This window comes from Novosphingobium sp. MBES04, assembly GCF_000813185.1.
Classification (GTDB): domain Bacteria; phylum Pseudomonadota; class Alphaproteobacteria; order Sphingomonadales; family Sphingomonadaceae; genus Novosphingobium; species Novosphingobium decolorationis.
Genome location: NZ_DF850489.1, coordinates 519,838 through 545,994, shown reverse-complemented (window position 1 = coordinate 545,994; position 26,157 = coordinate 519,838). Strand labels below are relative to the sequence as shown.

General features: G+C 64.2%; 21 protein-coding genes and 5 pseudogenes. 10 read left to right on the top strand and 16 right to left on the bottom strand.

Translation table 11 applies throughout. The annotated features are described in order from the left end of the window. Window positions 1-31: 31 nt before the first annotated feature. From MBENS4_RS16155 to ptsP, 11 genes and pseudogenes are all read right to left on the bottom strand, one after another. Window positions 32-1,183 carry an L-dopachrome tautomerase-related protein gene (locus tag MBENS4_RS16155; protein ID WP_039392829.1) on the bottom strand — a complete coding sequence of 384 codons (1,152 nt, stop codon included), beginning with the start codon at window positions 1,181-1,183 and terminating at the stop codon, window positions 32-34. Then, a pseudogene (locus MBENS4_RS16150) lies at window positions 1,180-2,300 on the bottom strand (NADH:flavin oxidoreductase/NADH oxidase). Before MBENS4_RS16150 ends, MBENS4_RS16155 begins: the two are co-directional and overlap by 4 nt. Further along, a complete protein-coding gene (locus MBENS4_RS16145) occupies window positions 2,294-2,749 on the bottom strand; it encodes a VOC family protein (RefSeq protein ID WP_039392828.1) in 456 nt (151 codons plus the stop codon). Before MBENS4_RS16145 ends, MBENS4_RS16150 begins: the two are co-directional and overlap by 7 nt. Window positions 2,750-2,751: 2 nt before the next feature. Then, window positions 2,752-2,994 (bottom strand): ThiJ/PfpI family protein, encoded by a 243-nt coding sequence (locus MBENS4_RS26800; protein ID WP_242404983.1) that lies wholly within the window; start codon window positions 2,992-2,994, stop codon window positions 2,752-2,754. Between the two features lie 42 nt (window positions 2,995-3,036). Further along, on the bottom strand, window positions 3,037-3,432 hold the full coding sequence (locus tag MBENS4_RS26795; RefSeq protein ID WP_242404982.1) for a type 1 glutamine amidotransferase domain-containing protein: 396 nt from the start codon (window positions 3,430-3,432) through the stop codon (window positions 3,037-3,039). A gap of 225 nt (window positions 3,433-3,657) precedes the next feature. Then, window positions 3,658-3,849: a hypothetical protein gene (locus MBENS4_RS16135; protein WP_242404981.1), complete on the bottom strand. Its 192-nt coding sequence runs from the start codon at window positions 3,847-3,849 to the stop codon at window positions 3,658-3,660. Window positions 3,850-3,994: 145 nt separating this feature from the next. Beyond that, window positions 3,995-4,759 (bottom strand): IS6 family transposase, encoded by a 765-nt coding sequence (locus MBENS4_RS16130; RefSeq protein WP_039392827.1) that lies wholly within the window; start codon window positions 4,757-4,759, stop codon window positions 3,995-3,997. Between the two features lie 78 nt (window positions 4,760-4,837). Next, window positions 4,838-6,202 carry a carbohydrate porin gene (locus tag MBENS4_RS16125; protein ID WP_242404980.1) on the bottom strand — a complete coding sequence of 455 codons (1,365 nt, stop codon included), beginning with the start codon at window positions 6,200-6,202 and terminating at the stop codon, window positions 4,838-4,840. A 56-nt stretch (window positions 6,203-6,258) separates the two neighbouring features. Then, complete coding sequence (locus MBENS4_RS16120) at window positions 6,259-8,004, bottom strand: PTS fructose transporter subunit IIC (protein ID WP_039392826.1); 1,746 nt, start codon at window positions 8,002-8,004, stop codon at window positions 6,259-6,261. A 46-nt stretch (window positions 8,005-8,050) separates the two neighbouring features. Beyond that, window positions 8,051-8,980, bottom strand: coding sequence for a 1-phosphofructokinase (gene pfkB / locus MBENS4_RS16115; protein ID WP_039392825.1), 930 nt, complete (start codon window positions 8,978-8,980; stop codon window positions 8,051-8,053). Further along, a complete protein-coding gene (ptsP, locus tag MBENS4_RS16110) occupies window positions 8,980-11,523 on the bottom strand; it encodes a phosphoenolpyruvate--protein phosphotransferase (protein WP_039392824.1) in 2,544 nt (847 codons plus the stop codon). The genes pfkB and ptsP overlap by 1 nt, the downstream gene beginning before the upstream one ends. A gap of 176 nt (window positions 11,524-11,699) precedes the next feature. Here ptsP and MBENS4_RS16105 point away from each other — a divergent pair, with 176 nt between their 5' ends. The 3 genes from MBENS4_RS16105 to MBENS4_RS16095 all read left to right on the top strand — a co-directional run bounded on the left by MBENS4_RS16105 (window position 11,700) and on the right by MBENS4_RS16095 (window position 14,714). Beyond that, the gene (locus MBENS4_RS16105; RefSeq protein ID WP_039392823.1) at window positions 11,700-12,704 is read left to right on the top strand and encodes a LacI family DNA-binding transcriptional regulator; all 1,005 of its coding nucleotides are present in this window, start codon (window positions 11,700-11,702) and stop codon (window positions 12,702-12,704) included. 55 nt (window positions 12,705-12,759) lie between these two features. Continuing rightward, window positions 12,760-13,638, top strand: a complete 879-nt coding sequence (locus tag MBENS4_RS16100; protein ID WP_039392822.1) for a shikimate 5-dehydrogenase — start codon at window positions 12,760-12,762, stop codon at window positions 13,636-13,638. Between the two features lie 68 nt (window positions 13,639-13,706). Next, window positions 13,707-14,714 (top strand): class 1 fructose-bisphosphatase, encoded by a 1,008-nt coding sequence (locus MBENS4_RS16095; protein ID WP_039392821.1) that lies wholly within the window; start codon window positions 13,707-13,709, stop codon window positions 14,712-14,714. A 136-nt stretch (window positions 14,715-14,850) separates the two neighbouring features. Here MBENS4_RS16095 and MBENS4_RS16090 read toward each other — a convergent pair whose 3' ends face one another. Further along, window positions 14,851-15,228 (bottom strand): hypothetical protein, encoded by a 378-nt coding sequence (locus MBENS4_RS16090; protein WP_039392820.1) that lies wholly within the window; start codon window positions 15,226-15,228, stop codon window positions 14,851-14,853. Between the two features lie 3 nt (window positions 15,229-15,231). After that, complete coding sequence (locus MBENS4_RS16085; protein ID WP_039392819.1) at window positions 15,232-16,092, bottom strand: MFS transporter; 861 nt, start codon at window positions 16,090-16,092, stop codon at window positions 15,232-15,234. 221 nt (window positions 16,093-16,313) lie between these two features. On the opposite strand from MBENS4_RS16085, the gene MBENS4_RS16080 reads away from it, so the two are divergent. Both MBENS4_RS16080 and MBENS4_RS16075 read left to right on the top strand, forming a co-directional pair. Continuing rightward, the gene (locus MBENS4_RS16080) at window positions 16,314-17,495 is read left to right on the top strand and encodes an IS256 family transposase (protein ID WP_039392818.1); all 1,182 of its coding nucleotides are present in this window, start codon (window positions 16,314-16,316) and stop codon (window positions 17,493-17,495) included. 125 nt (window positions 17,496-17,620) lie between these two features. Continuing rightward, entirely contained in the window at window positions 17,621-18,037 is a 417-nt protein-coding gene (locus MBENS4_RS16075; protein ID WP_039395157.1) for a hotdog domain-containing protein, read from the top strand. A gap of 70 nt (window positions 18,038-18,107) precedes the next feature. Here the strand turns inward: MBENS4_RS16075 and tnpC are convergent. Together tnpC and MBENS4_RS16065 are read right to left on the bottom strand one after the other, a co-directional pair. Further along, window positions 18,108-18,911 (bottom strand): annotated as a pseudogene (gene tnpC, locus MBENS4_RS16070) (IS66 family transposase); the annotation flags it as partial. A 78-nt stretch (window positions 18,912-18,989) separates the two neighbouring features. After that, window positions 18,990-20,000 (bottom strand): annotated as a pseudogene (locus tag MBENS4_RS16065) (IS3 family transposase); the annotation flags it as partial. Between the two features lie 73 nt (window positions 20,001-20,073). Between MBENS4_RS16065 and MBENS4_RS16060 the strand changes: the two are divergent. The 5 genes and pseudogenes from MBENS4_RS16060 (at window position 20,074) to MBENS4_RS24250 (ending at window position 24,700) form a co-directional block, all read left to right on the top strand. Continuing rightward, complete coding sequence (locus MBENS4_RS16060; RefSeq protein ID WP_039392816.1) at window positions 20,074-21,072, top strand: IS110 family transposase; 999 nt, start codon at window positions 20,074-20,076, stop codon at window positions 21,070-21,072. Window positions 21,073-21,128: 56 nt separating this feature from the next. Then, a pseudogene (locus MBENS4_RS16055) lies at window positions 21,129-21,371 on the top strand (transposase); the annotation flags it as partial. Window positions 21,372-21,589: 218 nt separating this feature from the next. Beyond that, window positions 21,590-22,957 carry an IS110 family transposase gene (locus tag MBENS4_RS16050; protein ID WP_039392815.1) on the top strand — a complete coding sequence of 456 codons (1,368 nt, stop codon included), beginning with the start codon at window positions 21,590-21,592 and terminating at the stop codon, window positions 22,955-22,957. Then, window positions 22,958-23,875, top strand: a pseudogene (locus MBENS4_RS16045) (IS3 family transposase); the annotation flags it as partial. It lies immediately after the preceding gene. A gap of 471 nt (window positions 23,876-24,346) precedes the next feature. Continuing rightward, window positions 24,347-24,700 carry a hypothetical protein gene (locus MBENS4_RS24250; protein ID WP_052322456.1) on the top strand — a complete coding sequence of 118 codons (354 nt, stop codon included), beginning with the start codon at window positions 24,347-24,349 and terminating at the stop codon, window positions 24,698-24,700. Between the two features lie 617 nt (window positions 24,701-25,317). Here MBENS4_RS24250 and MBENS4_RS16035 read toward each other — a convergent pair. Next, a partial coding sequence (locus MBENS4_RS16035; protein ID WP_039392813.1) for a hypothetical protein occupies window positions 25,318-26,157 on the bottom strand: 840 nt, incomplete at its 5' end.

Sequence of the window (26,157 nt, the reverse complement as noted above, 5' to 3'; positions counted from 1 at the left end):
TGCGATGTCGCGCCGGCCCGTTCTGACGGGATCATTTCGAGCGCAACAGGACGGGCCCGGCGGCCACCTTGATGCGGAGCAGCTCGTAGGGCTTGCGGCGCAGGTCTCGCCCGCCGTGGAAGCCAGGCTGGCGGTGGAGCTGGTTGGCGGTGAAGTAGAGATAGCCGTCGGTGCCGATCGACAGCGTATCGGGCCAGCTGATGCGCGGGTCGCTGACCAGCGTCGACCATCGGCCCTGGTCGAGCACACGGATCGCGTTGTTCTCGTAATCGCCGGCGAACACGCGGCCACGGTCGTCTTCGGCGATACCGTCCGAGGCACCTTTGCGCCCCATGCTGCGGATCGCGCGGGCCAATTCCTGTTCCGATACGGCGGGATCGCGCAGCATCGCCGTGGGCACCGCATGCAGCGTGCGGCCCGAAAGCGGCCCGTAGTAAAGCAGGCTGCCATCCGCGCTGAGCCCGATCGCGTCACTTGCGATTGCAACCGGTGTTGCGGGCCCGTTGGCGGGGCGGTTCTTCAAAACCTCACCATCCACAAGCGGGGTGAAGCCGGGTTCGGGATTTGTGCTCGCGTGTCCCGAAAGGCGGCGGATCGCACGCCCGCTGGCGATATCGACAACGATGATGCCGCCGACACCGGCGTTGCTGCTGTCGGTGATGTAGGCGACGCCCTCGGCGCCCTGACGCAGATCGAAGCGCACGTCGTTGAGGTAGGTCGTGGGCAACACCACGCTGGGCGGCAGGACGATCGTCTTCACCACCCGGTCGGTCGCAAGGTCGATTGCCATCAGCTTTGCACCGCCGGCCTGCGGCTGAGAGAAATTGGGAGCCGCCGTGTCGAGCACCCAGAGGCGATTGGCGCCGTCGGCCATCACGCTCTGCACCGAGATGAAATGCCCCGCCGGATCGGCCGGATCGGGCTGGTTGGTCGCGGCGTCGGGATAAGGCACCGCCTTGCCGTCGACCAGCTCGGCAACCGTGAACGGCGCGTTGTCGCCCCATTGCGGGAAGTTGACGAAGATGCGCCCGTTGGGGGCGACGGTCACGCCAGTCGGCATCGCGCCATCGAAGATCGCGACCTGTTCGATCTGGGGCGCGGATGCACCCTCGCGGGTCGTCGAGCAGGCGGCAAGCGAGAGGGCAGCGCCAGCGGCCAGAAGCAGTTTGACTGAGATTTTCATGGGATCATTTCCTTGAGGATGCGGCCCGCTTCGGGGGGCTCCGACCGGAGGTATTGCGGGGGCGCCTTTACCGATGCGCTAAGCGCGGTGGCGGCGTGCCAGGGCCAGCGCGGATCCCACAGCGCAGCGCGGGCAATGGCTATGGCGTCGGCATGCCCGTCTTCGAGAATGCGCTCCGCCTGCTGCGGCTCGGTGATCATGCCGACTGCCACGACTGGCATGGCAACCGCGCTCTTGACCGTCCGGGCCAGCGGCACCTGATAGCCAGGGCAGACCGGGATCTGCTGGCGCGGGTCGAGCCCGCCGCTGGAAACGTGGATCGCCGCGCAACCGCGCCGCTCCAGCTCCTGTGCAAACCTTGCGGTCTCCTCCGCCGTCCAGCCGCCTTCGACCCAGTCGGTCCCCGAAACGCGGACGGTCACCGGGCGGTCGGCTGGAAACGCTTCGCGCACGGCATCGAACACTTCGAGCGGGAACCGCATCCGGTTGTCGAGGCTGCCGCCGTATTCGTCGCCGCGCCGGTTGGAGATCGGCGAAAGAAACTCGTGGAGCAGATAGCCATGCGCGGCGTGGATCTGGACGGCTTCGATGCCGAGCCCGCCGGCGCGCCGGCGCGCCGGGCGGCATCCGCGAACGCCTCCCGGATGCGGGCAAGCCCTGACTTGTCCAGTTCGACAGAGGGATGGTCGTCCGGAGCGAAGGGAATGGCGCTGGGTGCCACGGTCTGCCAGCCATTCTCCGTATCGGGGGCGATCTGCGTTCCGCCGTGCCACGGCTTGGCGCAGCTCGCCTTGCGGCCGGCATGGGCCAGCTGGATGATCAGCGGCATGTCCGACCAACGGCGCACACTTTCGAGCACGCTTCGCATCGCCGCTTCGGTGCGGTCATCGTACAGGCCGATGTCACCGTAGGTGATGCGCCCTTCCGGGCTGACCGCGGTCGCCTCTATCGTTAGTGCGCCCGCGCCCGAGAGCGCCAACTGGCCGAGATGCATCTGGTGCCAGTCGGTCATCGCGCCGTCGACTGCCGAATACTGGCACATCGGCGCGATGACGATGCGGTTGGCGAGCCGCAGCCCGCCAACCTCAATAGGTTCGAACAATTTCGCCATCACCATTCGCCCGTGTTGGGCATGGAGGCCCAGGGTTCGGCCGGAGCCTTGTGTTCGCCCTTCTGCAGCAGTTCGATCGAGATCCCGTCCGGCGAGCGGACGAACGCCATGTATCCGTCACGCGGGGGGCGATTGATCGTCACGCCGCCCGCCTGCAGCCGCGCGCACGTTTCGTAGATGTCGTCGACCCCGTAGGCGAGATGGCCGAAGTTTCGTCCCCCCGTGTATGTCTCGGTAGGGCTGCCGTCCTCGGGCGGCCAGTTGTACGTCAGCTCGACCTCGGCATCGCCCTGCTCGCCGTCGCCGCAGAAATCCTCGTCGGCGGCAAGGTAGATCAGCGTGTAACGCCCGGCCTGGTTCTCCATGCGCCGGGTCTCCTTGAGACCTAGCAGCGTGAGGAAACGGATCGCCGCCTCGGGATCGGCGACGCGCAGCATGGTGTGGAGATAGCGCATGATCAGGCGACCTTGTCCTTGAGGGCTTCCATTACGAGCTCCGCGGTGCGGGTAGCGCTGGCGGGGTTCTGGCCGGTCACCAGATTGCCTTCGCGCAGGGCGAAGGGGGCAAAATCGGGGCCGCCCTCGTGCTTGCCCCCAAGTTCCTTGAGGCGCGTTTCGAGCAGGAACGGCACCGCCTGATCGAGGCCGACCGCGCGTTCCTCGCTGTCGGTGAAGCCCGCGACACGGCGGCCGGCGACCAACGGCGTGCCATCGGCCTTCTTCGCCGAGACCAGCCCCGCCGGTCAATGGCAGACGGCGGCGACGATCTTGCCTTCGCGGTCGAAGCGTTCGACCAGGCGCGCCAGTTCGTCACTGCCGGGGTAATCGAACATGGTGCCGTGGCCGCCGGGCAGGAACAGCGCGTCGTAGCCGGCAGGATCGATGCTGGTGAACACCGGGGTGCCGGCAACCTCGGCCTTCAGGGCCTCGTCCTTCAGATAGCGTTCGACCGAAGCGTCGTTCTCGCCGTCGACGTTGACGCTGCGCTGGTCGACGGGGATGGCACCGCCCTTGATCGAGGCCAGCGTCACCTCGGCGCCCGCATCGCGGAAGGCATAATACGGGGTGGTAAGTTCCTCGAGCCAGACACCCGTCGGTTCGGTGCCGGGGGTCATGCGGTCGGCGGAGGTGGTCACCATGAGTATGCCGCTAATCGTCAATTGTCCTTTTCCATTAATGCTGGGAGCACGAGCGAACACACCCGATGCAGCCGAAACTGCCGCAATTGTGGCGGTGAGTGTCTGCAGCAGTTGGCGGCGATTTTGCATTCGATCGTTCCTTTCGGCGACCTAAATACGCATGGGAAGGGGTCAGTTCCGGTAGGGGGCGAAATGACACCCTAAGCGATCAGTCAACGCTTTTCGCTATCGGAGACGTGCTGGCTCGGCGATTTCATCAGCCTCTCCGGGCTTCGCATAGACCTCCTCGCGGATGATCCGATTGGTGATCTCGAGGAGATGCGCCGAAAGGGCCTCGCTGAGTTCCTCGAACTCGGGCCACAAGACCTGGTTGATGAAACTGACGGGCGCATGGACGATCACGGTCTGGCGGTGCATGCGTGAATAGCGGAACGGCTTGAGGCCATAGCGTCTGCAGAGGGCTGTGAAGAGCTGCCGGGACCACGGGTCTGGAATCGAGAACTTAAACTGGCTCTGTTGCAAACATTAGGGACGGCTGAGCGGCACCCCGCGTTTTTCGGGATCACGCAGGATTGGCGAAATGCTGATTGAGCATAGTCACGGTTTCGGTCAGCGCGGACGGCCCAATGCCGAATGCCCTTTCAACCAGGCGGACCTCCCCCCTGATCCCTGGCTGCAGGCACCACGCTCGGGCCTGCCCTTTGCGTAGGGCCCGCATGACCTCGAAGCCCTTGATCGTGGCGTAGGCCGTTGGCATCGACTTGAAGCCACGTACCGGCTTGGTCAGCATCTTGAGCTTACCATGGTCGGCCTCAAGCACGTTGCTCAGATATTTCACCTGCCGGTGCTCGGTTTCAGCCGCTAGTTTGCCTTCGCGTTTCAACTCGGCGATCGCGGCCCCATAACTGGGTGCCTTGTCGGTATTGAGTTTGGCCGGCTTCTCCCAGTCTTTCAGGCCGCGAAGGGCTTTGCCCAGAAAGCGCTTCGCGGCTTTGGCGCTGCGGGTCGACGAAAGGAAGAAGTCGATCGTGTCACCCCGTTTGTCGAGCGCCCGGTACAGGTAGGTCCATTTTCCCCGCACTTTGACGTAAGTCTCATCCAGACGCCAGCTCGGATCAAAACCGCGCCGCCAGAACCAGCGCAACCGCTTCTCCATCTCCGGCGCATAGCGCTGCACCCAGCGATAGATCGTCGTATGATCGACATCGATCCCACGCTCGGACAGCATTTCCTCGAGATCACGGTAGCTGATACCGTATCGACAATACCAGCGCACCGCCCATAGGATGACCTCGCCGGTAAAATGCCGTCCTTTGAAATCGTTCATCGCAACCGACCCCGACAATCCATGAGCCCAATCTTGGGAACCGCCTCAGAGTTTGCAACAGAGCCCGCAGGTCCGCGCTCAGCGCAGCAGGCGCAGCGCGTCGACGGTAAACTTGAAGCCGACGATCACTTCGTCCCCCACCGGCGCCACGCGGAACGGCGCGCCCGAGCTATCGGGGTGGACGATGTATTGCAGGTTGGGCGAAAGGCGGATCGCGGGATTGATCTGCGCGCCGTAGGCCAGCTCCATCATGTACTGGTGGCGGTGCACCGGGGCATCGCTCCCGGCGTAATCGCGCGCGGCGCGAAAGCGGGTCATCGCCAGATCGCTGAAGCGCTGGTCGCTGACCATCAGGCCCAGCGTGTCCGTGTCGCGCCCGGCAAAGGTGCCGGTCTGGACGATACCGAAGTCGAGGAAACGGCTCTCCTCGACCCGGCCCGACAGGTTGGTCATCGCCACGCCAAAGACGCTGAGGCCCCGGTCAGAGGTGGGATCGGGCCGCGTTAGGCGCTGGTCGAAACGAAAGAACAGGCCCGAGCGCCCGTTGTGCTGCGCGGCGGGAAGCCCGCTCAGGAGCGCGATGCCGCCCGCTTCGTCGCGCAGCGGATCGGAATAATCGCTCCGGTCGAACCAGCCGCCCAGCGTGTAGTGGCCGGGCAGGCGCACGCCCTGCCCGTCGCGCGCATAAGTCAGTTCCCAGGGCACGATCACCCCGGTCGCGGCCTTGGTGCTGAAATTGAAGCCATGGTCGCTGGCGCGCTTGCGATCAGGATTCACCTCGTAGGCGCCAACGTGCAGCGTCACCTGATCGGTCAGCTGGCCCTTCGCGCGGACCATCCAGCTCGACGCCGGAAAATAGGTGAAGTTGCTGTTCTTGAAGACGAAGGTCGGGTTGCCGCAGGCCGCGTTGCTCTGGAAGTTGCAGTAGATCGGCGCGTTGAGGAAGTGGATGTTGGCCTGGCTGCGCCCGGCCTCGATCATCAGCCGGTCGCCCAGCAGCTTCTGCTCCCAGCTCAGGATCGCCAGGTGCGTGTTCTGCGTCCCGTAGATTTCCTGGACCGAGGTGTTGTTGCCTAACGCCAGCGCCGAGAGGCTTTCGCCGTGGCGGTTGGTGATCGCGGCATGGAGCGTGCCGCCCGCGATCCCGGCAATCCGCTCCACGTCGAAATCGGCGCCGACATAGACCTGCCCGGCGTAGGCCGCATCGCGCCGGAGCCCGCCGGTCAGATTGCTCGCCGCCTCGCCGGTGTAGCTGAGCGAAAGCGTGATGCCCTCGTCCGCTAGCGGTTGCCAGGAGGTGTCCTGCGGATCGGAAACGGGTGCGGGTGCGCTCTCGGCCACATCGCTATCCGAAGTGGTCGGGTTGTCCTGAGCCTGGGCGGCGGGCGCGCAAAGGGCCATGACGCCTGCCAGGCAGGCGCCTTTGAAGACGCGCTTCGACACGGGTTTTCTCTATCCTCTTCCCTGTCCGGTGCGATCACCGGGATGGTTTTTGTTTATCAGGCGCTGGCCAGAGACGCGGCTTCGCCCTTGCCTGCGGGCGCACCACGCACGAGGCCGACGAGCAACGCGCTCACCACCACGCCGCACACGATGGCCAGCGCATAGGCGGCCAGATGCGTGACCGCGCCGGGGATCGGCAGCACGAAGACACCGCCGTGCGGCACCTTGAGTTCGACCCCCATCGCCATCGAGATCGCGCCGGTCACCGCCGATCCCGCCATGAGCGAGGGGATCACGCGCAGCGGATCGCGCGCCGCAAAGGGGATCGCGCCTTCGGTGATGAAGGCCAGACCCAGCACGGCCGCCGCGCCGCCCGCCTCGCGCTCTTCGAGCGTGAAGCGCGCCGCGAACAGCCGCGTCGCCAGCGCCACCGCAAGCGGGGGCACCATGCCTGCGGCCATCGTCGCGGCCATCGGCGTGTAGACCTGGCTGGCGATCAGCCCGACGGAAAACGCGTAGCCCGCCTTGTTGACCGGCCCGCCCATGTCGAACGCCGACATCGCGCCCAGGATCACGCCGAGCAGGATCGCGCTCGACCCTTGCATCGAGCGCAGCCATTCGGTGAGGAAGGCGAGCGCGGCAGCCACCGGCGTTCCCACCGCGTAGACCATCAAAAGGCCGGTCAGCAACGTGCCGAGCAGCGGCAGGAACAGCACCGGCTTCAACCCCGCCAGGTTCTTGGGCAGGCGAATGATGCGGTTGAGCCCGGCAACGCCGTACCCCGCGATGAACCCGGCGACGATCCCGCCCAGGAACCCCGCGCCCAGGTTCGCCGCGAGCATTCCCCCGACCATCCCCGGCGCGATGCCCGGACGATCGGCAATCGAAAAGGCGATGTAGCCCGCCAGCGCGGGCACGATCAGCGCAAAACCGCCCTCGGCCCCGATCTGGAACAGCGCGTGGGCGAGCGTGCCCTTGGCCGCATCGCTGTTCGCACCGATCCCGCCGAGCGCGAAGGCCAGCGCGATCAACAGGCCGCCTGCGACCACGAAGGGCAGCATGAACGAAACGCCGGTCATCAGGTGCTTGTAGGGGCCTGCGCGCTCTTCACCGGCCCCGGCCGCCGACGCGCTTTCCTGTCCGCCGCCCTGCACGCGGGCCTCGGCCAGCGCCTTCTCGATGAGTTTGGCGCCGCCCGAAATCGCGGGCTTGGTGTTCGAGGCAAAGACCCGCTTGCCGGCAAAGCGCGCGCGATCAACCTCGCGGTCGGCGGCGATCAGCACGATGTCCGCAGCGGCGATTTCCTCAGGTGTCAGCGGCGTTCCCGCGCCGACCGAACCTTGCGTCTCGACCCGGATGTCGTAGCCGAGCTGGCGCGCGCCTTCCTGCAGGCCCTCGGCGGCCATGAAAGTGTGCGCGATGCCCGTCGGGCAGCTGGTCACGGCCACCACGCGGGTTCCGCTGGCGGCGTGTGCGTCGGTTTGGCTGGAGCCGGTCTCGAGCCCTGCCAGCGCCGCCGCCGGATCGGCCAGCACCGCTTCGAGCGTGCACTGGCGCGTGACGTTGGTGGGCCAGGCTCCACTGTCGTGTGAAGCGCCTTGCGAACCGGTGGTCACCAGCAGCAGCGCATCGCCCGGTCCGGGCGCGCCTTCGGGCAGGGGGTTGAGCACCCCTTGCGCGCTGCGCACCTCGATCGTGGCCTCGCGGCCCTCCTGCAGCGCCGCGCGGCGCAGCGCTTCGGCGGCCAGAACCCCCTGCACGGTGAGGTCTGCGGCGTCGATCAGGACAAAGAGCTGGCCCATTACTGTTCTCCTGCGCTCAGCACTTCGCCACGGGCGTCCCCCGCGTTCACGGGCGCGATGACGACCTCGGCGCCAGCGCCTCGACGCTGGCAAGATCGGGAAGATTGGGCCCGGCCATGCCGAGTTTGGCAACGGCAAAGGCGGTGGCGAGACGCGCGGTGCGCTCAAGCGAAGCCCCTTGCGCCAGCGCCGCGACGATCCCGGCGACCATCGCATCGCCCGCCCCCACCGTGCTCGCCAGGCGGCCGATGGCGAGCCGTGCGCAAAGCGCGCCCTCGCGGCTGACGAACAGCGCGCCGTCCTCGCCCATCGAGACCACGACCAGCCCCAAGCCGCGTGCCTGCAAAGCGCGCGCAGCGGCGACCAGCGCGGCGCCATCGGGCAGATCGCGCCCGAGGAACTGCGCCAGTTCGTGGCGGTTGGGCTTGATCACGCGCGGCAGCACCGGCCTTTCGAGCGCACACTTGAGCGGCAGGCCGCTGGTGTCGAGCACCACGCGGCAGCCCTTTGCGGAAAGACGACGGGTCAGCGCGGCATAGGTGTCGGGCGGGCACCCCGGCGGCAGGCTTCCGGCGAGCACGACGATATCGTCCGCCTGCGCCGCCTCGCCAATCGTGGCGGCGACCATTTCGGCCCGGCCAAGGTCGATCGCGATGCCATCGAGGTTGATGTCGGTGGTCCCGGCGGCATCGACCAGCTTCAAGTTGACCCGCGTTGCGCCGGGAATGCGGATGAAGCGATCCTCGATCCGCTTGGCGCCGAGCAGCGCGTCGAACGAGGCTGCGTTGTCCGAGCCGAGCAGGCCATAGGCCGCGACGGCCAAGCCCCAGTCGGCCAGGCAACTGGCGACGTTGACACCCTTGCCGCCCGCGTTCTGGCGCACCGCGTGGGCGCGGTGAACCTCGCCCGGAACGAGCCGGTCGAGCGTCACCGTCTGGTCGATCGCCGGGTTGAAGGTAACCGTCAGTACACGCATCACGCTGCCTTTCCCGGCGCGCCCGCGCCCTGCCCGATCCCGCCCGTGTCGAGCGCGCGCACCGCCGCCACGTCGCGCGCGGCCAGCGCCTGGCGCGCCAGAGCCTGAAGGTCTTCGATCCGGCTCTGGCGGATACGCGCCTTGACCGCGGGAATGTCCCGCGGGGTCATCGAAAGTTCGCTGACGCCGAGCCCGGCCAGCAGCGCCGCGCCGAAGGGATCGCCCGCGATACCGCCGCACACGCCGACCCAGCGGCCATGCGCCTTCGCGCCTTCGATCGTCATCGCGATCATCCGCAGCACGGCCGGGTGCAGGCTTTGCGCTTGCGCTGCGAGTTCGGGGTTCTGGCGGTCCATCGCCAGCACGTACTGGGTGAGATCGTTGGTCCCGATCGAGAAGAAGTCGGCGTGCCCGGCCAGGACATGCGCCTGCACCGCGGCGGCGGGCACTTCGATCATGATGCCGATCGGCACGTGCGGCGCGTCCAGCTCGGCGCGGATCGCCTCGCAGCGCGCGCGCAGTTCGACCAGTTCCTCGAGCGAGGTGATCATCGGGAACATGATCGACAGCGCACCGCCCTGCTTCGCCGCGCGGTAAAGCGCGCGCAGCTGCGGGTCGAGCAGGTCGGGACGGCGCAGCAGCAGCCGCGCGCCGCGCACGCCGAGGAACGGGTTTTCCTCGACCGGAAGATCGAGATGCGGGACCTGCTTGTCGCCCCCGATGTCGAGCGCGCGCACGATCAGCGAGCGTGCGTCGAGCGCTTCGGCCATGGCGAGATAGATCGCAGCCTGTTCATCTTCACTGGGCGTATCGCCGCTTTCGAGGAAAAGGAATTCGGTGCGCATCAGCCCCACGCCCTCGCCCCCTTGCGCAAGCGCGAAGGCGACCTGGTCGGGCCGGTTGACGTTAGCGGCGACTTCGATCGACGTGCCGTCAAGGGTGATCGCGGGCTGGCCGCGTTCGGCCTCCTGGCTGACGCGTTCGGCGGCGAGCCGGTCGATCCAGTCGCGCGCCGAGGCGAGATCCGCCTCGCCCGGATCGACCCAGACCCGCCCGCCATCGCCATCGACGATGGCCAGCGTGCCGCTCGCCACACCCAGCAGATCCGCGCCCCCCGCGACGACCGAGGGCAGGCCGAGCGTGCGCGCAAGGATCGCGCTGTGCGAGGTCGGCCCGCCGAGCGCGGTGGCAATCCCAGCCACGCGCGCGGTGTCGAGCGTCGCGGTTTCGGACGGCGAAAGGTCCGCGGCGACGAGGATGCACGGCGCCTCGGGCAGATCGGCCATGGTGCCCGCCGCCAGCGACGGATCGAGTTCGGCGAGCACGCGGCGTCCGACATCGTGCAGATCGGCCGCGCGCGCGGCAAGCACCGGATTGCCGAGCGCCGAGAGCTGGCCCGCGATGCGGCTGACCGCCTCGTGCCAGGCCCAGGCGACGCCGTGCCCTTCGACCATGATCTGGCAGGTCAGGGTGATGAGGTCGGTATCGTCGAGCAGTTCGGCCTGCGCGCGGAAGATCGCCGCATCGCCCGCGCCCAGCCGGCGCGTGGTGTCATCGATCAGCGCCTTCATCTGCGCGCGGGTGCGGGTGAGCGCGGTGTTGAGCGCCGTGCCCCCACTGACCAGATCGCACGGCTGATCGGGCACGCTCAGATCGTGCGCGGCGAGCACGTGCACGGTGCCGATCGCGAGGCCAGGGCTCGCCGCGACGCCCGCGATCATGCGCGCCTCGCCTTGCGGCTTCCAGCCCTGGACCGGCGCACTGGCCTTTTGCGCGGCGCGCTCCGCATCGGCCTTTTCACGCCCGCTGAGCGAACGCACGCGGGCCACGAACGCTTCGAGCGCCGGCCGCGCCCCGGCCCCTTCGGCGGAGAAAGTCACCGGATCCCCGCAGCGCAGCCCCATCTGGAGGAGGGCGATGAGGCTGCTGGGGTCGGCGCTTTCCCCGCCATGACGCACGCGCAAGCGTACGCCGGAGGACCGTGCGGCCTCGACCCAGGCCGAAGCCGGACGAGCGTGGAGCCCGGTTGGGTAGTCAAGCGTCCACGACACGGTTTGCGAATAGTCACGGGCCGGCTGCGCCGCAGTTGTCGCCGCCGCCTCGTCGGCCCAGAGCGCGCGGCGGAAATCGTCGGGGTTTCCGGTCGTGCGCAGATCCTCGAGCCGCGCCTCGTCCTGGATCAGGCGGGTCAGGCGGCGCAGGATGGCGATGTGGTTGTCCGAATTGGCCGCGATGCCCACCACGATGTGCGCGCGCTGGCCGGGGTTCCATTCCACCCCGTCGCGCAGCTGGAGAATGGCAATGCCATCGCGCCGGACCTTGCCCTTGTCCTCACCCAGGCCGTGCGGGATTGCGACCCCGGCGCCCAGGAACGTGTTGGCGATTTCCTCGCGCGCGACCATGCTGTCTTCGTAATCGGGTGAAACACACCCCGCGGCGGCGAGCAATTGACCGACCTGGCGAATCGCATCGACCTTGTTCACCACGCGGGCGTCTATCCGAACCAGTTCCTCGACCCCCGAGGTGGGCGCATCTGCGAGCATTCAGGCCTCTCCTGACCGTTTTTGCGACGGGTCTTTACGAGCATGAGAAAACGTTTTCTGAAACGATTTGTCAAGAGGCCTTGCAAAAAAGGGCAGTCACGTTGCATAGTCGGCCCTTCGGAGAGGGGCTCAACGCCCAATAATGTGAGAACGATTTCTCAAATGGCGAAATCCTGATGGCAGTGGGAATCAAGGACGTGGCGCGCATCGCCCAAGTCTCCCCGGCAACCGTCTCGCGCGTGCTGTCGGGGCGCAGCGTCGATCCCGCCATGCACGAGCGCGTGCTGGCTGCGGTCAAGTCCACCGGCTACCGCCCCAATCTCGCCGCGCGGCGCCTGCGCTCGCAGCACACCAACACCATCGGGCTCATCGTCGCCGACATCCGCAACCCGTTCTTCACCGCGGTCTCGCGCGCGATCGAAAGCCTCGCCGCCGCGCGCGGGATGCGCGTGATCCTGTGCAACACCGACGAGGACCCGGCCAAGGAAGCCGCCTACCTCGAACTCATGCACGAAGAGCGCGTGACCGGCGTGATACTCGCCCCCTGCCGCCAGCACCCGCACAAGAGCGCGCTGTCCACGCCCGACTACCCGCTGATCCTGATCGATCGCAGCCTGCCCGGCCGCGCGCTCGACAGTGTGCTGCTCGATAACGACGCGATGGCCGAACAGCTCGTGCGCCACCTCCACGAACAGGGCCACCGGCGCATCACCGGGCTGTTCGGTTCAGCGAGCAGTACCGGCATCGAACGGCGCGCCGGGTTCGAGCGCGCGATGCACGATCTCGGCCTCGACGCCGAGGCGATCGCCGTCCCGCACGACACCGCCACCGCGCAGCGCATGGTGAACGAACGCCTCACCGCCGCCGACCGGCCGGACGCGCTGCTCGCCAGCAACGGCGTGCTGCTGCTCAGCGTGCTGGGCGCGCTGCGCGATCTCGGCCTCTCGGTCCCCGGCGACATCGCGCTCGCCGGGTTCGACAACAACGACTGGATGGAGTTCGTCGGCGCCGGGCTCAGCGTCATCGAGCAGCCGGTCGAGGAAATCGGCCGCACCGCGATGACCATGCTGCTCGATAGGCTCGACCATGCCGAGGCGCCCGCGCGCAAGGTCGTGCTCGCCGGACGGCTGATCGCCCGCGGATCGAGCGCGCCGCGCACGCCCACACCGACACCCGCCTGACCGCCCCCACCCCGCGCCCTTTTTCCCATTCTTCCGAACGCAGGAAACCCGTCCCATGACCGCGTCCCCCGAGCTGCCCTTCCTCAGCAAACAGTCGATCGGGCGTGACACGCGCCTGTGCCTTTCGCTTTCCGCGCGCCCCGGTAACGCGGGGTCGCGCCTGCACAACACGCTCTACGGCCTGCTCGGGCTCGACTACGTCTACAAGTCGTTCGCGCCCACCGATCTGGCGGGCGCCATCGCGGGCGTTCGCGCGCTCTCGGTGCGCGGCTGCGCGATCTCGATGCCGTTCAAGGAAGCGGTGATCCCGATGCTCGACGCGCTCGAACCGTCCGCGCTCGCGATCGACAGCGTCAACACCATCGTCAACGACGACGGGAAGCTCACCGGTTACAACACAGATTACGTTGCGGTGCGCGATCTGATCGAACGCAGCGGGCTCGATCCGGCCACGCCCTTCGTGCTGCGCGGCAGCGGCGGCATGGCCAAGGCGGTGACCGCGGCGCTGCGCGATGCGGGCTTTGCGCAAGGCACGATCGTGGCGCGCAACGCCAAGGCCGGTCCCGCGCTGGCCGCGCAATACGGCTTTGCCTGGAGCCCCGAACTGCCCGAGCCCGGCGCGGGTCTGCTCGTCAACGTCACCCCGCTCGGCATGGAAGGCGCCGAGGCCGATACGCTCGCCTTTCCCGAAGCGCATATCGCGGCTTCGACGCTCGCCTTCGACGTCGTTGCCCAGCCTGCCCGCACGCCTTTCATCAAGGCGGCCCAAGCCGCCGGCAAGTCCGCCGTCACCGGAGCACAGGTCATCGTGCTTCAAGCGATCGAACAGTTCGTGCTCTATACCGGTATCCGTCCCGATGAAGATGCAATTGCGCAAGCCGTCACCTTCGTTCATGGGCCCGAAGTCGCTCGCCTCTTGAAAAATGCAGTCTAACGCAGTCAAAGCGACATACAGGCCGGAGAAAATGGAATTGTCCATCGTTGGGAAGTAAGGAAGCCATTATGAAATCAGTCACTCTCACCCGCTTCCTTCTTGAGCAGCAACGCCAGCCCAATTCTACCTGCCCGGCCGAACTGCGCCTGCTGATCGAAACCGTGGCGCGCGCCTGCAAGGCGATCAACCACGCCATCTCCAAGGGCGCGCTGGGCGACGTGCTGGGGAGCCTGGGCACCGAGAACGTGCAGGGCGAAGTCCAGAAGAAGCTCGACGTGCTGGCCAACGATCTCCTGGTGGACGCGAACGAATGGGGCGGGCACCTGGCTGGCATGGCGTCCGAGGAAATGAACACCATCCACCCCATTCCCAACCGCTTCCCGCGCGGCGAATACCTTCTCGTCTACGATCCGATCGACGGGTCGAGCAACGTCGACGTCGATCTTTCGGTCGGCACGATCTTCTCGGTGCTGCGCGCACCGCCCGAATGCGCGGGGCGCGAAGTGCGTGAAGAGGATTTTCTCCAGCCGGGCACCGAACAGGCCGCTTCGGGCTACGCGATCTATGGCCCGCAGACGCTGCTGGTGCTGACCATCGGCTCGGGCGTCTACGAATTCACGCTCGACCGCGAACTGGGCGCTTGGATCATGACCGACGGGCCGATCAAGATCCCCTCGGGGAACTGCGAAGTGGGCATCAACATGGCGCGCCGCCCGCAGTGGTCGCCCGAGATCGTGCGCTACGTCGATGATCGCCTGACTTATGAGAAGGCCCCGTGCGGGCGCGCCTTCAACATGCGCTGGACCGGTTCGATGGTCGCCGACGTGCACCGCATCCTCAAGCGCGGCGGGATCTTCCTCTACCCCTCCGACAGCCGCACGCCGGGCAAGGCCCGCCTGCGCCTGCTCTACGAAGCCAACCCGATGAGCCTGCTGATCGAACAGGCCGGCGGCAGCTCGATCGACGGCGAGGGCCGTGTGCTCGACATCCAGCCCAAGAGCCTGCACCAGCGCGTCGGCCTGATCCTGGGTGACAGCGCGGAAGTGAGCGCGCTCAGGGACATCGTGCTGGCCTGATCGCCGGGCTGCGAGCCATCGAAAAGGGGCCGGACGCGATGGTCCGCCCGGCCCCTTTTTCGTGCGTTCGAAGGCCAAGGAAGCGGCGCTCGACCGTCGGGGAGCGCGAGGGCGATGGGCCTCTCCCGCCCCCGGATCAGCCTTCGCGCTTGCGGAAGGCCGGTACGGCGAGCAGCAGGATGCCCGCCCCCAGGACCCCGAAAACCTGCATCAGCGCAATCGAAAGGCCCAGCCCGCCGGCCGGGCCAGTGCCGATCCGGTCGCTGATGAAGCCGGTCAGGAACGGCCCCATGCCCTGCCCCACGACGTTGAGCACGAACAGCACCGTCGCCATCCCCAGCGCGCGCAGGCGCGGAGGCAAGAGCATCGGGCTCGCCGCGAACAGCGGGGCCGAGTAACCCGAGACGAACAGCTCGATCAAGAAGTAGCAGGTGTAGGCGCCCTTCTGGGGCAGGTGGAAGAACAGCACGATCAGCGGCGTCGTCACCGCGGTGCACAGCAGCGGAATCCACACGTATCAGCGCTCGTCGCGGCGGGCGAACACGTCGGCGAGGATACCGAAGCCGAGCGCGCCAACGATCCCGGTCAAACCCTGAAACAGCCCGCTGATCGCGCCCACTTCGGTCGCGCTGAGACCATCGGCGCGGATCAGGTAGGTCGGAATCCAGTTCTCGAACGCCGAAGTCGCGCAGGCGATCAGCCCGAAGCCGAAAGCGATGGCCATGAAGCCCCGGTTCTTGAGGAAGAACCCGCTCGCCTCGCGCGCGGTAAAGTGGCGGTGGACCTCCTCGCCCCCGGTATCGAACCGCCCGCGCCGGGGCTCCTTGAGCACGAAGGCGAGCACGATCGCGAAAAGCACGCCCGGAATGCCCAGCGAATAGATGGCGATCGCCGTCCCGCGCGAACGCGCCGGAAAATAGTCCGAAATCAGCGAATAAGCCGCCGGCGAACACCCCGCCGAAGCAATCGCGATGCCAAACCGCGTGAGCAGCAGCGTGAAGAACGAACCCACCGCCGCGGTCGCCACGGTCAGCCCGCTCCAGGCGCCCAGCACGCCCGAAACGATCCGCGTGCGCGAGGCCCGGTCGGCCAGCCGCGCAATGGGAAAGCCCGCCAGCGAATAGAGCAGCGAGGCGCCAAAGCCGGTGAACAGGCCGATCTGCGTGTTCGAGACGTGCAGGTCCTTGCTGATCGGATCGATCAGGATCACCAGCAGGAAGCGGTCCATCCAGCTGAAACTGTAGACGCACATCAGCATGATGAGCACGAACCAGCCCATCCGCGAGGCCTGCTCCGGGGGCGCGGCAAGCGGCGGGCCGGGCTCATCGACGGACGGGGTGGTGGCGATCATTTCGGACGGAGCGGCGATTTCAGGCATGGTGTCCAGCTTTTTCGGTCATGGCCGCGCCCGAGAATGCCAAATTGCGCAACTATGCTTGTCGTCCGATGCAGCTTTGCCACCATGATGGCCCGCCTGGCGGGTCGTGTCCCACGGGGTGGTGTAGGAAGGTTTCCCTGAGAGGGTGGCCACCGTCGATCTTCTGGTAGGGTTCGGATGCGAACTCGAACCTGGAGAAGAAGACGCCGACCGACGACAGAATGGCCCTTGTTGAGCTGATTGAGCAAGGGGCTGATAGTGATTTGGTGCGTGAGATGCTGGTTTTCGCCGCAGAGCGCATGATGGATCTGGAAATCGAGGCGAAGACGGGCGTGCCTTGCGGATCACGCAGCCCGGAGCGGCTGAACCACCGCAACGGCTACCGCGAGCGCAGTTGGGATACGCGCGCCGGGCGCATCGAACTAGCAATCCCGAAGCTGCGCAAGGGCAGCTACTTCCCGAGCTTCCTGGAGCCGCGCCGCACCGCCGAGAAGGCTTTGGCGGCAGTGATCCAGGAAGCCTATGTCCACGGCGTCTCGACGCGTTCGCTCGTCGATCTGGTCAAGGCGATGGGCGCCAGCGGTGTTTCGAAGAGTCAGGTCAGCCGTTTGGTTGCCGAGATCGACGAGCGGGTGAATGCCTTCCTCACGCGACCGATTGAAGGCGAGTGGCCCTATCTATGGATCGACGCCACCTACCTCAAAGTGCGCGAGGGCGGAGGGATTGTCTCGACGGCGGTGATAATCGCGGTGGGCGTCAACACCGATGGCCGACGGGAGGTGCTGGGCGTGGCCACCGGCCCGTCGGAAGCCGAACCTTTCTGGAAAGCCTTCCTGCGCTCTCTGGCGGATCGCGGCCTGCGCGGTGTGAAGCTGGTCATCGCCGACGATCACAAAGGGCTGCGCGCCGCCGCCAGCAAGGTATTTTCCGCGAGCCAGCAGCGCTGCCGAGTGCACTGGATGCGCAATGCGTTCGCCCATGCCGCGCCGAAACAACGACCCGCTGTCATTGCCATGATCAAGACCATCTTCGCGCAGGAAACGGCCGAGGCAGCGCACCAGCAGTGGGACCAAGTTGCAGATGCCCTGCGCGAGAAGTTCCCAAGGCTGGCCGACATGATGGAGGCATCACGCGAGGACGTGCTCGCCTACATCGCCTCCCTCAAGGATCATTGGGCGCAGATCTCGTCCACCAACCCGCTGGAAAGGGTCAACAAAGAAATCAAGCGGAGGGCCGACGTGATCGGCATATTCCCGAATGACGCTGCCGTCGTTCGTCTCGCCGGAGCGCTCATGCTGGAGCAAAACGATGAGTGGGCCGTATCGCGCCGTTACATGACGCTGGAAACTCTCGGCTCGGTGAGCCATAACCCCATTGTCAGCTTGCCAGCACTGGCCGCCTGACCTGAACCCGATCCTGCCGTAGATCGACGGTTCCTACACCACCCCGTGGGACACGACCTCCGTTGGAGCAACCTCAACCGCTAATGAGTGTCTTGAAGGTCAAACTTTTTAACTGATTGGATGCCATGAATCCCTGTCTGACACTAAGCGAACTTACCGAGTTTCTCGATGGCGCGTTTCCGAGCGAAACGCGCGCGTCCCTTGGCTCAGTGGTCGGTGTTCAAGCTGGGCGTGTCCGCATGACCCTCGATCCTAACGCAAGCATGGGTCGGCCCGGCGGGATCGTAGCGGGTCCAACGCTCATGGCACTTACCGATGTTGCAGCCTATGCGGTGATTATCGCTCACCATGGGCGAAAGGAGATGGCAGTAACAAACGGTTTGTCCATCTCCTTCCTCCGCGCCTGCAAAATGGAGACGATCATTGCAGACGCCCGATTATTAAAGCTGGGTCGCCGACTGGCCACGGTCGATGTGCGAGTCTGGCAGGGCAATGAGGAGCACCTTATCGCCCAGGCCACTGTAGGCTACTCGCTCCCGTAACATGGGCTTTATTCGCCGCTGATCGTTCGTTTTTCATGAGATCGAATATGAAGGCCCGTTAGCGGTGTTCTCAGCCCACGGCGGTCCAGGGCATGAGTTCGGCGACGCCGTTCGCAGGATGACCGTTGGCCAGGCTGGTCAGCGTATCGGTCAGCCAGATGTGCGGGTTGATGCCGGAGAGCTTGCAGTTTTCGATGAGCGTAGCGATCACCGCCCAGTTGTCGCCACCTTCGTCGGAACCGGCGAACAGGGCATTCTTGCGGTTCAGCGCGAGGGGCCGGATAGAGCGTTCGACGGTGTTGCTGTCGAGGTCGATGCGGCCATCGTCGAGGAAGCGTGACAGCCTATCCCAGCGGGTGAGCGCGTAGCTGATCGCTTCGCCAAGCTTGCTTTTGGCGCTGACCTGGCGATTGCGGGCTTCGAGATACTGGCGAAGATCATCGACCATGATGCGGCTGCGGTCGTTGCGAACAGTCCGGCGTTGCTCCGCCGATAATCCTCGCGCCTCTTCTTCGATGGCATAGAGCAAGGCGACGCGACGCAGCACTTCCGTTGCCACCGGCGAGTTGTCGGCCAGCTCGTAGAACTTGCGTCGGACGTGTGCCCAGCAAAATGCGAGGCTGATCTGCTGGCGACGCCTGGCGAGCGCGGCATAGCCGCCATAGCCATCGACCTGCAGGATACCTGCAAAATCACCGAGATGCGCTTCTGCCCGTTCGACCTTGCGATCGGCTGAATAGACATAGGCGACCATCGGCGGATCATCGCCGCCCCAATGTCGGTCATCGCGGGCATAGGCCCATAGCTCGCCGGTTTTGGTTCGCCCACGCCCCGGATCGAGCACCGGCGCCGTAGTCTCGTCCGCAAATAGTCGTTCTTGTCCGTCGTCGAAACATTTGGCACAGATCAGGGCGTGGATTAGCGGAGAGCGAGCCTCGTCTGGGGGTTGATGTTAGGCGGCAAGCTTGCGGTGAAGCAAGCGGCGATGTGCGATGGTTTTTCGCTTGATGGTTTCGCGACGCTTGATGATGGCGGGAGCCCTGCCGAAGTAGACGTCAGCGGGCGTCACGTTGCTCAGGCTCTCGTGGTAGCGCTGGTGATTGTAGTGCTCCACGAACGTCTCGATCTGGGCCTCGAGGTCGCCGGGCAGGAAGTAGTTTTCCAACAGGATGCGATTCTTCAAGGTCTGGTGCCAGCGCTCGATCTTGCCCTGCGTTTGCGGATGCAACGGGGCGCCACGGACGTGACTCATCTGCTGGGCCTTGATGTACTCGGCGAGTTCGCCTGCGATGTAACTGGGGCCGTTGTCGGATAGTAGCCGGGGCTTGTGCAGGACCGTGGCGCTGTCGCAGCCCGATGCCTTGAGGGCCAAGTCCAGCGTGTCAGTGACGTCCTCGGCGCGCATGTTGGTACACAGCTTCCAGGCGATAATGTAGCGCGAATAGTCGTCGAGCACGGTCGACAAGTACATCCAGCCCCACCCGATGATCTTGAAGTAGGTGAAGTCGGTTTGCCACATCTCGTTCGGCCGGGTGGTCTTCGTGTGGAACTGGTCAGCGGCCTTGATCACGGTGTAGGCCGGACTGGTGATCAGGTCATGGGCCTTCAAAAGGCGGTAAACCGTGGCTTCCGACACGAAGTAGCGCTTCTCGTCGGTGAAGCGCACGGCCAGTTCGCGAGGGGAGAGTTCGGTCGCATCAAGCGCCATCTCGACGATCTGCGCGCGGATATCCTCACCGATACGGTTCCATACCCGGCTCGGTGCCGAGGGGCGATCTTCCAGCGCTTCAGGGCCGCCTTCGAGGAAGCGATCATACCAGCGGTAGAATGTCCCGCGAGGAATGCCGAGCTTGTCCAGTGTGTGCCTGGCGGGCAGGTGTGACTGTTCGACGATCTTGATGATCTCCAGCTTTTCCGTGGCGGGGTACCTCATTCGTCGTCGCCCCCATCCGCGATCATGCTTTATAGGATGGCCCGCCCCTTTTCCCCGGCATCGGGTATGATGCCGGTGCTTGAGAAGGGAAAGGAACGGACCGATGTCTATTGTGATCCTTGGCGTTGATCTGGGCAAGAACGCTTGCAGCATCGTCGGTGTGGATGCGACCGGGGCGGTTGTCCTGCGCCGGTCGATGCGCCGACAAACATTGATCGATTACGTCTCGAAGCTACCAGCATGCATTGTAGCGATGGAGGCGTGTTGCGGCGCTCATCATATGGGCCGTCTCTTCGCCGGTCATGGGCACGAGATCCGGCTGATGTCACCGGAATACGTTCGCCCTTACGTGAAAGCGCAGAAAAATGACGACCGGGATGCCGAAGGCATCGCTGAGGCAGCATCACGCTCGACGATGCGCTTCGTAGAACTCAAAAGCCAGGATCAGTTAGATATCCACACCCTTCACCGCGTCCGGTCCCGTTTGGTGGCTGAGCGCAGGAGCCTGATCAACCAGTTGCGCGCCATCATGCTGGAGCGCGGCACGATTTTTCCGGTTGGTCGCCGCAAGCTGGAACTCGGTGTTGATGCTTTGCTCCTTCAGGGGGAGGCAGGGTTGTCCCCTCGAATTCGCCGGCTCATCGGCGATCTTCGTACAGAATGGCGACACCTCGACGAGAAAATCGAGAGCCTGAACGCCGAGTTTGTTGAACTTGCCCGCAATGATGCCGCCGCCCGGCGTCTGACATCCATCCCCGGAATCGGGGTGCTCAACGCCACCGCGCTGATCGCAGCGGTCGGCAATGCCGGTAGCTTCGCCAAGGCCCGAGATCTGGGGGCATGGCTTGGTCTTGTCCCACGCCAGCATACCACCGGAGGCAAACCACGACTGCTGGGCATCTCGAAACGCGGCAACACCTACTTGCGAACCCTGCTGATCCATGGTGCCAGGGCCAGCCTGCCCTCGATCTCTCGAAGTGACACACCGCTCGGGCGATGGCTCAAAGCGATGCTGGAACGAGGTGTTCACCGCAATGCTGCCGTGGTCGCCCTGGCCAATAAGCTGGCGCGGATCGCCTGGGCCGCTTTGCGCAAGGGCTGAGTAGCCCCTAGATTTCTGGACGCCTTCTATCCTAATTTTGAGGACAGGAGGCGATGATGGGGAAGCCCAATTTCAGCGATGAGTACAAGCGTGATGCGGTGGCCCAAATCACCGAACGTGGGTATCCGGTAGCCGAGGTTTCTGAGCGGCTCGGCGTCAGTCAGCATTCGCTGTATGCCTGGAAGCGGCAACTGGCGAAGGTGCTGTCTGGCGATGCCAGCAAGGATGCCGAGATCCGTCAGTTGAAGCGCGAGTTGGCCCGGGTTACCGAGGAGCGCGACATCCTAAAAAACGGTCGCGGGTTTAGCCCGCCTGTGCGCGGTAGAAACGGGCCGTGCTATACTGCTCGCCAGGAGGGCCGCGGCCGTTCGCTTATTGGTGGCATGATACCCCGTTAAAAAACGTGGCCCGTGGGCAGTTGCGCACTTGAGAGTGGTGGCGCCGCACAGCGGCGACCCCGGTTAGGAAAATGACGGTTTGCATCGCCCATGCCCTCCCATTCTGGAGGAGATGTGGAATGAGTAGATCAAAAGCGGCGAAGCTCGGCGATATGCCGATGGTTGTGCCTGGCGCGGCGGCGATCGATATCGGATCGACCATGCACATGGCAGCGGTCAATCCCGACGCCGATGATCGGCCCGTACGCGCGTTCAACACATTCACCGGCGACCTGCATGACATGGCGCGGTGGTTCAAAGCATGCGGCGTCACAAGCGTGGCGATGGAATCTACCGGCGTCTACTGGATCCCAGCTTTCGAAGTGCTGGAAGAGCACGGGTTCCACGTCATCCTCGTCAATGCGCGGTATGCAAAGAATGTCCCCGGCCGCAAAACGGATGTGAATGATGCGTCATGGCTTCAGCGGCTGCACAGCTACGGTCTCCTGCGTGGCAGTTTTCGCCCCAAAGCCGGGGTCGCCACATTGCGCGCCTATATGCGGCAGCGTGAGCGACTGATCGAATACTCGGCATCGCATATCCAGCACATGCAGAAGGCGCTGATGGAGATGAATGTGCAACTGCACCACGTCGTCTCTGACATCACCGGCGCCACAGGCATGCGTGGTATCCGCGCCATCGCCGACGGCGAGCGCAACCCCGCCACCCTTGCCCAGATGCGTGACGTTCGGTGTCATGTCAGCACCGAGACAATCTGTTCCGCCTTGACCGGCAACTGGCGCGACGAACACGTCTTCGCGCTGTGCCAATCGCTTGCGCTGTTCGACTTTTACCAGCTCAAGATCGTGGAGTGCGACCGAAAGCTGGAGATTGCGCTCCGGGACCTAGAAGGCGGCGACGGGTACGACATTGCCCGTTTGCCCAAGATTCGGACCAGGACCAAACAAGTGAACGCGCCGGATTTTGAAGTTCGTTCTGCGCGCTATCGCGTGCTGGGAGTAGACCTGACCCAGATCCACGGCATTGGACCATCGCTGGCCCTCAAGCTGGTCGGAGAGTGCGGCACTGACCTTGCGGCGTGGCCAAGCTCAAAGCACTTTACATCATGGCTTTGCCTGGCGCCGGGCAACAAGATATCGGGCGGCAAGCTGCTATCATCGAAAACGCGTCGATCATCGAGCCGAGCGGCGGCGCTACTGCGCCTTGCGGCAACCACGATAGGCCGGACTGATACCGCGCTGGGTGCATTTTACCGCCGGCTGTCTGCAAGGGCAGGAAAGGCCAAGGCTGTGACCGCCACCGCGCGCAAGCTCGCCGTGCTGTTCTACAACGCTTTGCGTCATGGGATGGCGTATAGTGACCCGGGTGCAGCCCAATATGAAGAACGGTATCGCAGCCGGGTAATCGGCAATCTCCAGCGCCGCGCCAAGGCCTTCGGCTTTGCGCTCCAAGAACTGCCGTCAGAGCCCGAGACAGCTGTTTCTTAGGAAAGCCACCGCGTATTTCGCCAGAGATGCAAAGTGAGATACGCGTTCATTGCTGAGCATCGTGATCGTTTTGGCGTGCGGGCAATGTGCCGGTGTCTGGCCGTGCAACCCAGCGGCTACTATGCATGGCAACAGCACCCGCTGAGTCATCGGGCTCAAGAGGATGCTCGGCAAACGGAACTGATCCGACAAGCCTGGAACGACAGCGGCAAGGTCTATGGCTACCGCAAGCTGCACGAGGATCTGCTGGATCAGGGTGAGACTTGCTGTCCGAACCGCGTTGCCCGGTTGACCAGGCTGGCCGGTATCAAGGCGCAGGTCGGCTACAAGCGCCGGCCGGGGAGCTATGGCGGCAAACCGTCCCTGGCGATCGACAACACTCTGGATCGCCAGTTCGACGTTGAGGCCCCAGACCGGGCCTGGGTGACGGACATCACGTACATTCGCACCCTGGAGGGCTTTGCCTATCTGGCGGTCGTGATCGATCTTTATTCCCGCCGCGTGGTGGGCTGGTCGATGCAGAGCAGGCAGACCACCAATGTGGTGTTGCAGGCGCTGCACATGGCGGTATGGCGGCGCAAACCGAAGCAGCGGGTACTGATTCACTCGGATCAGGGCTCGCAGTTTACCAGCATGGACTGGGCCGCCTTCATCCGGGCTCACAATCTTGAGCACTCGATGAGCCGACGAGGCAACTGCCATGACAATGCCGTGGCCGAGAGCTTCTTCTCGTCACTAAAGCGCGAACGTATCCGGCGTCGCACCTACAAAACACGCGAGGAAGCCCGGCTGGACGTGTTCGATTACATCGAGATGTTCTATAACCCGGTGCGCAAGCAGGTCAGGAACGGGATGCTGTCCCCCGCACAGTTCGAACGACAGCAAATTTTTGAAAGCGGAAGGCGTCTAGAAAACTAGGGGCTACTCACTTCGATCTACCTGCTCTTGAAGTCGGCCACACCATGCAGGCGGAACCAGAGGGCCTTCACGCGATAATTAACCGTGGAGCGAAACCGTTCCTCGCTGTGAGAATTGAACTCAAAGGCTATCAAACGCCAGATATTCGTTAGCGGCTACCGACCCTTACAAGACGCACAGCCGCTGATTTTCGCTTCTAAAGAGCGGACTTTCTGCTGATCGATGCGAGGCGGCCAAAGGGGGCAGGTTGCGAGTCGTCAGCCGTCGCTATGGAGATGCAAAATACGGTAAAGGCAATTTAAATTTCGAATGTTTTCCTGTTCTCAATGATGGTGCTGTTTAACTGAAGTTGCTGGTAGACATCGCTAGCGCCCTTTACATCTGGTCCGCCCAGCTTACCTCCCAAAGAGCAGGAGCGGGCCATTTTGCATTTGCGAGCTTATTCAGGCTCGTGCTTCTGGAGATAGAGGTATGGATCGCGGCAAAATAATCGAGCTGTGGCGCCCGGTCAGCGCTGAAGAACTCCGGGCAATCAAAGAGCTGGATTCAGCGGCTTTCGTGCCGCCCGCTGGAGTGAGGCAGCGATATCTCACCTTCACAACCCGCGGGCACGCCATCGAACTCGCACGTGATTGGCTGGTTCCGATTTATGGGGAAGGCTTCGTCGTTCGCTGCGTAGTCTGCGCGAGACTCCTAGATCACCTTGTCCACGACCATGTCGTTACTCGAAGCGATATGGATTATTGGATACCCTTGAAAGGCCTCGAAGCGTTCCACGCGACCCTCATAGGCAAAATCGAGGTTGTCTATCAACACCCAGAGTGACTGACGGTAAGGCGCAATTGGCAGCATGTGGCACTACCTATACAAGCCTTCCTGGGCCCGATGCAGTCGGACGTTCACAGTCGCTTCGTTAGACGGCTGTTTCGTCCCACGACACGGCGTTCGCAGCGAGTGAAACCGGCCCATAGATGAAAGTTTTGCCCTACCGCCGTCATCCGGCCGCAATTACCCCTTTCCGCTTCACAGTGAGGGAATTTTCGGGGGAACGCGAGATTTTTATGGTGAAATTTTACAAGTTTTATTTCTATTTTTCAGATAAATATGTAAATTTGGTTGTACTCCTACTCGGAGCCATTTCCTTCCAAACAGGAAGGAAGATCAGGCAGATGGTGAGGCCATACCGCAACCGGCCTCGTATCTTCTCCACATTTCAACTTGTGCACAGTTCGTGTGCCTCGTCGTCAGCAAAGCGCGGCGCCCGCACGCTCGGAAGATTTTGGCGATCGCCATTTCTTCCAGGGCAATAGGCCACCTGCGGATGGATTAGCTCCCGTGAGCCACAACCTTTCAGCAGCCTGGCCTCAGCACCCCTCGTGATCAAATACGCGGAGCGTTGGGCGGAACGCTGAGGCATGGTGACGTCCAGTTGCCACAGTGACCTAGCCAAAGAGCCCTTTGAAGCTGCCTGAGGTGACCGAAGTCGAAGACGTCGTAGTTATGGCTGCTGGCGCCAGGCTCGCACTCAGGTCCACAGAATCAGATGTGTCACCGACGGCCAGCAAGGTGCCTGCGTCCGAGCTGAAATCGAGCAGCGAAAGTTCAGCAGAGTCCGAGCCGTCAGAGATGGTGGCATCGAAACTCGATATTATCTCCACTGACGACAAATCCTCGCCTTCGACTGTTATCTCATCCTGTAGGGACAAGATATCTTGCGCCTCCGAGAGCAAAACCTCGCCGCCCAGTTCTGCGGATTCAAAAATATCGCCTGAGGCCGAGATTGTTTCGTCGCTGGCCAGATCAAGCGACACTTCAAGCGCATCACTATCGTAGAATTCCCCGGCTGACTGATCGACGCTTGGAATCGAGCCGATTTCATCAAAGATGTTCTCGAATTCCGATGTGGTGCCCGCATCCATGGCTTCACCTTCGACGCTTGCGTCGATCAGGAATTCCGATGCCAGTTCTAGCAGTCCATCGACCGCGAGAGGATCTAGATCCACCTCGGCTTCGAGCGCGAGCTCCGCCTCAACAGCGGGCCCATCCGTCCCGTCTAGGGCGACGCCCCCGTCCAAATCCGCGGCCACCTCGAGAACAGGATCGAGCGCGGCCTCGGCTTCGAGCGCAAGCTCCGCCTCGACGGCGGGCCCATCCGCCCCGTCCAGAGCCACGCCCGCGTCAAGATCTTCCGCCACGTCCGTGACAGGATCGAGCACCGCCTCGGCTTCAAGCGCAAGCTCCGCCTCGACGGCAGGACCATCCGTCCCGTCCAGAGCAACGCC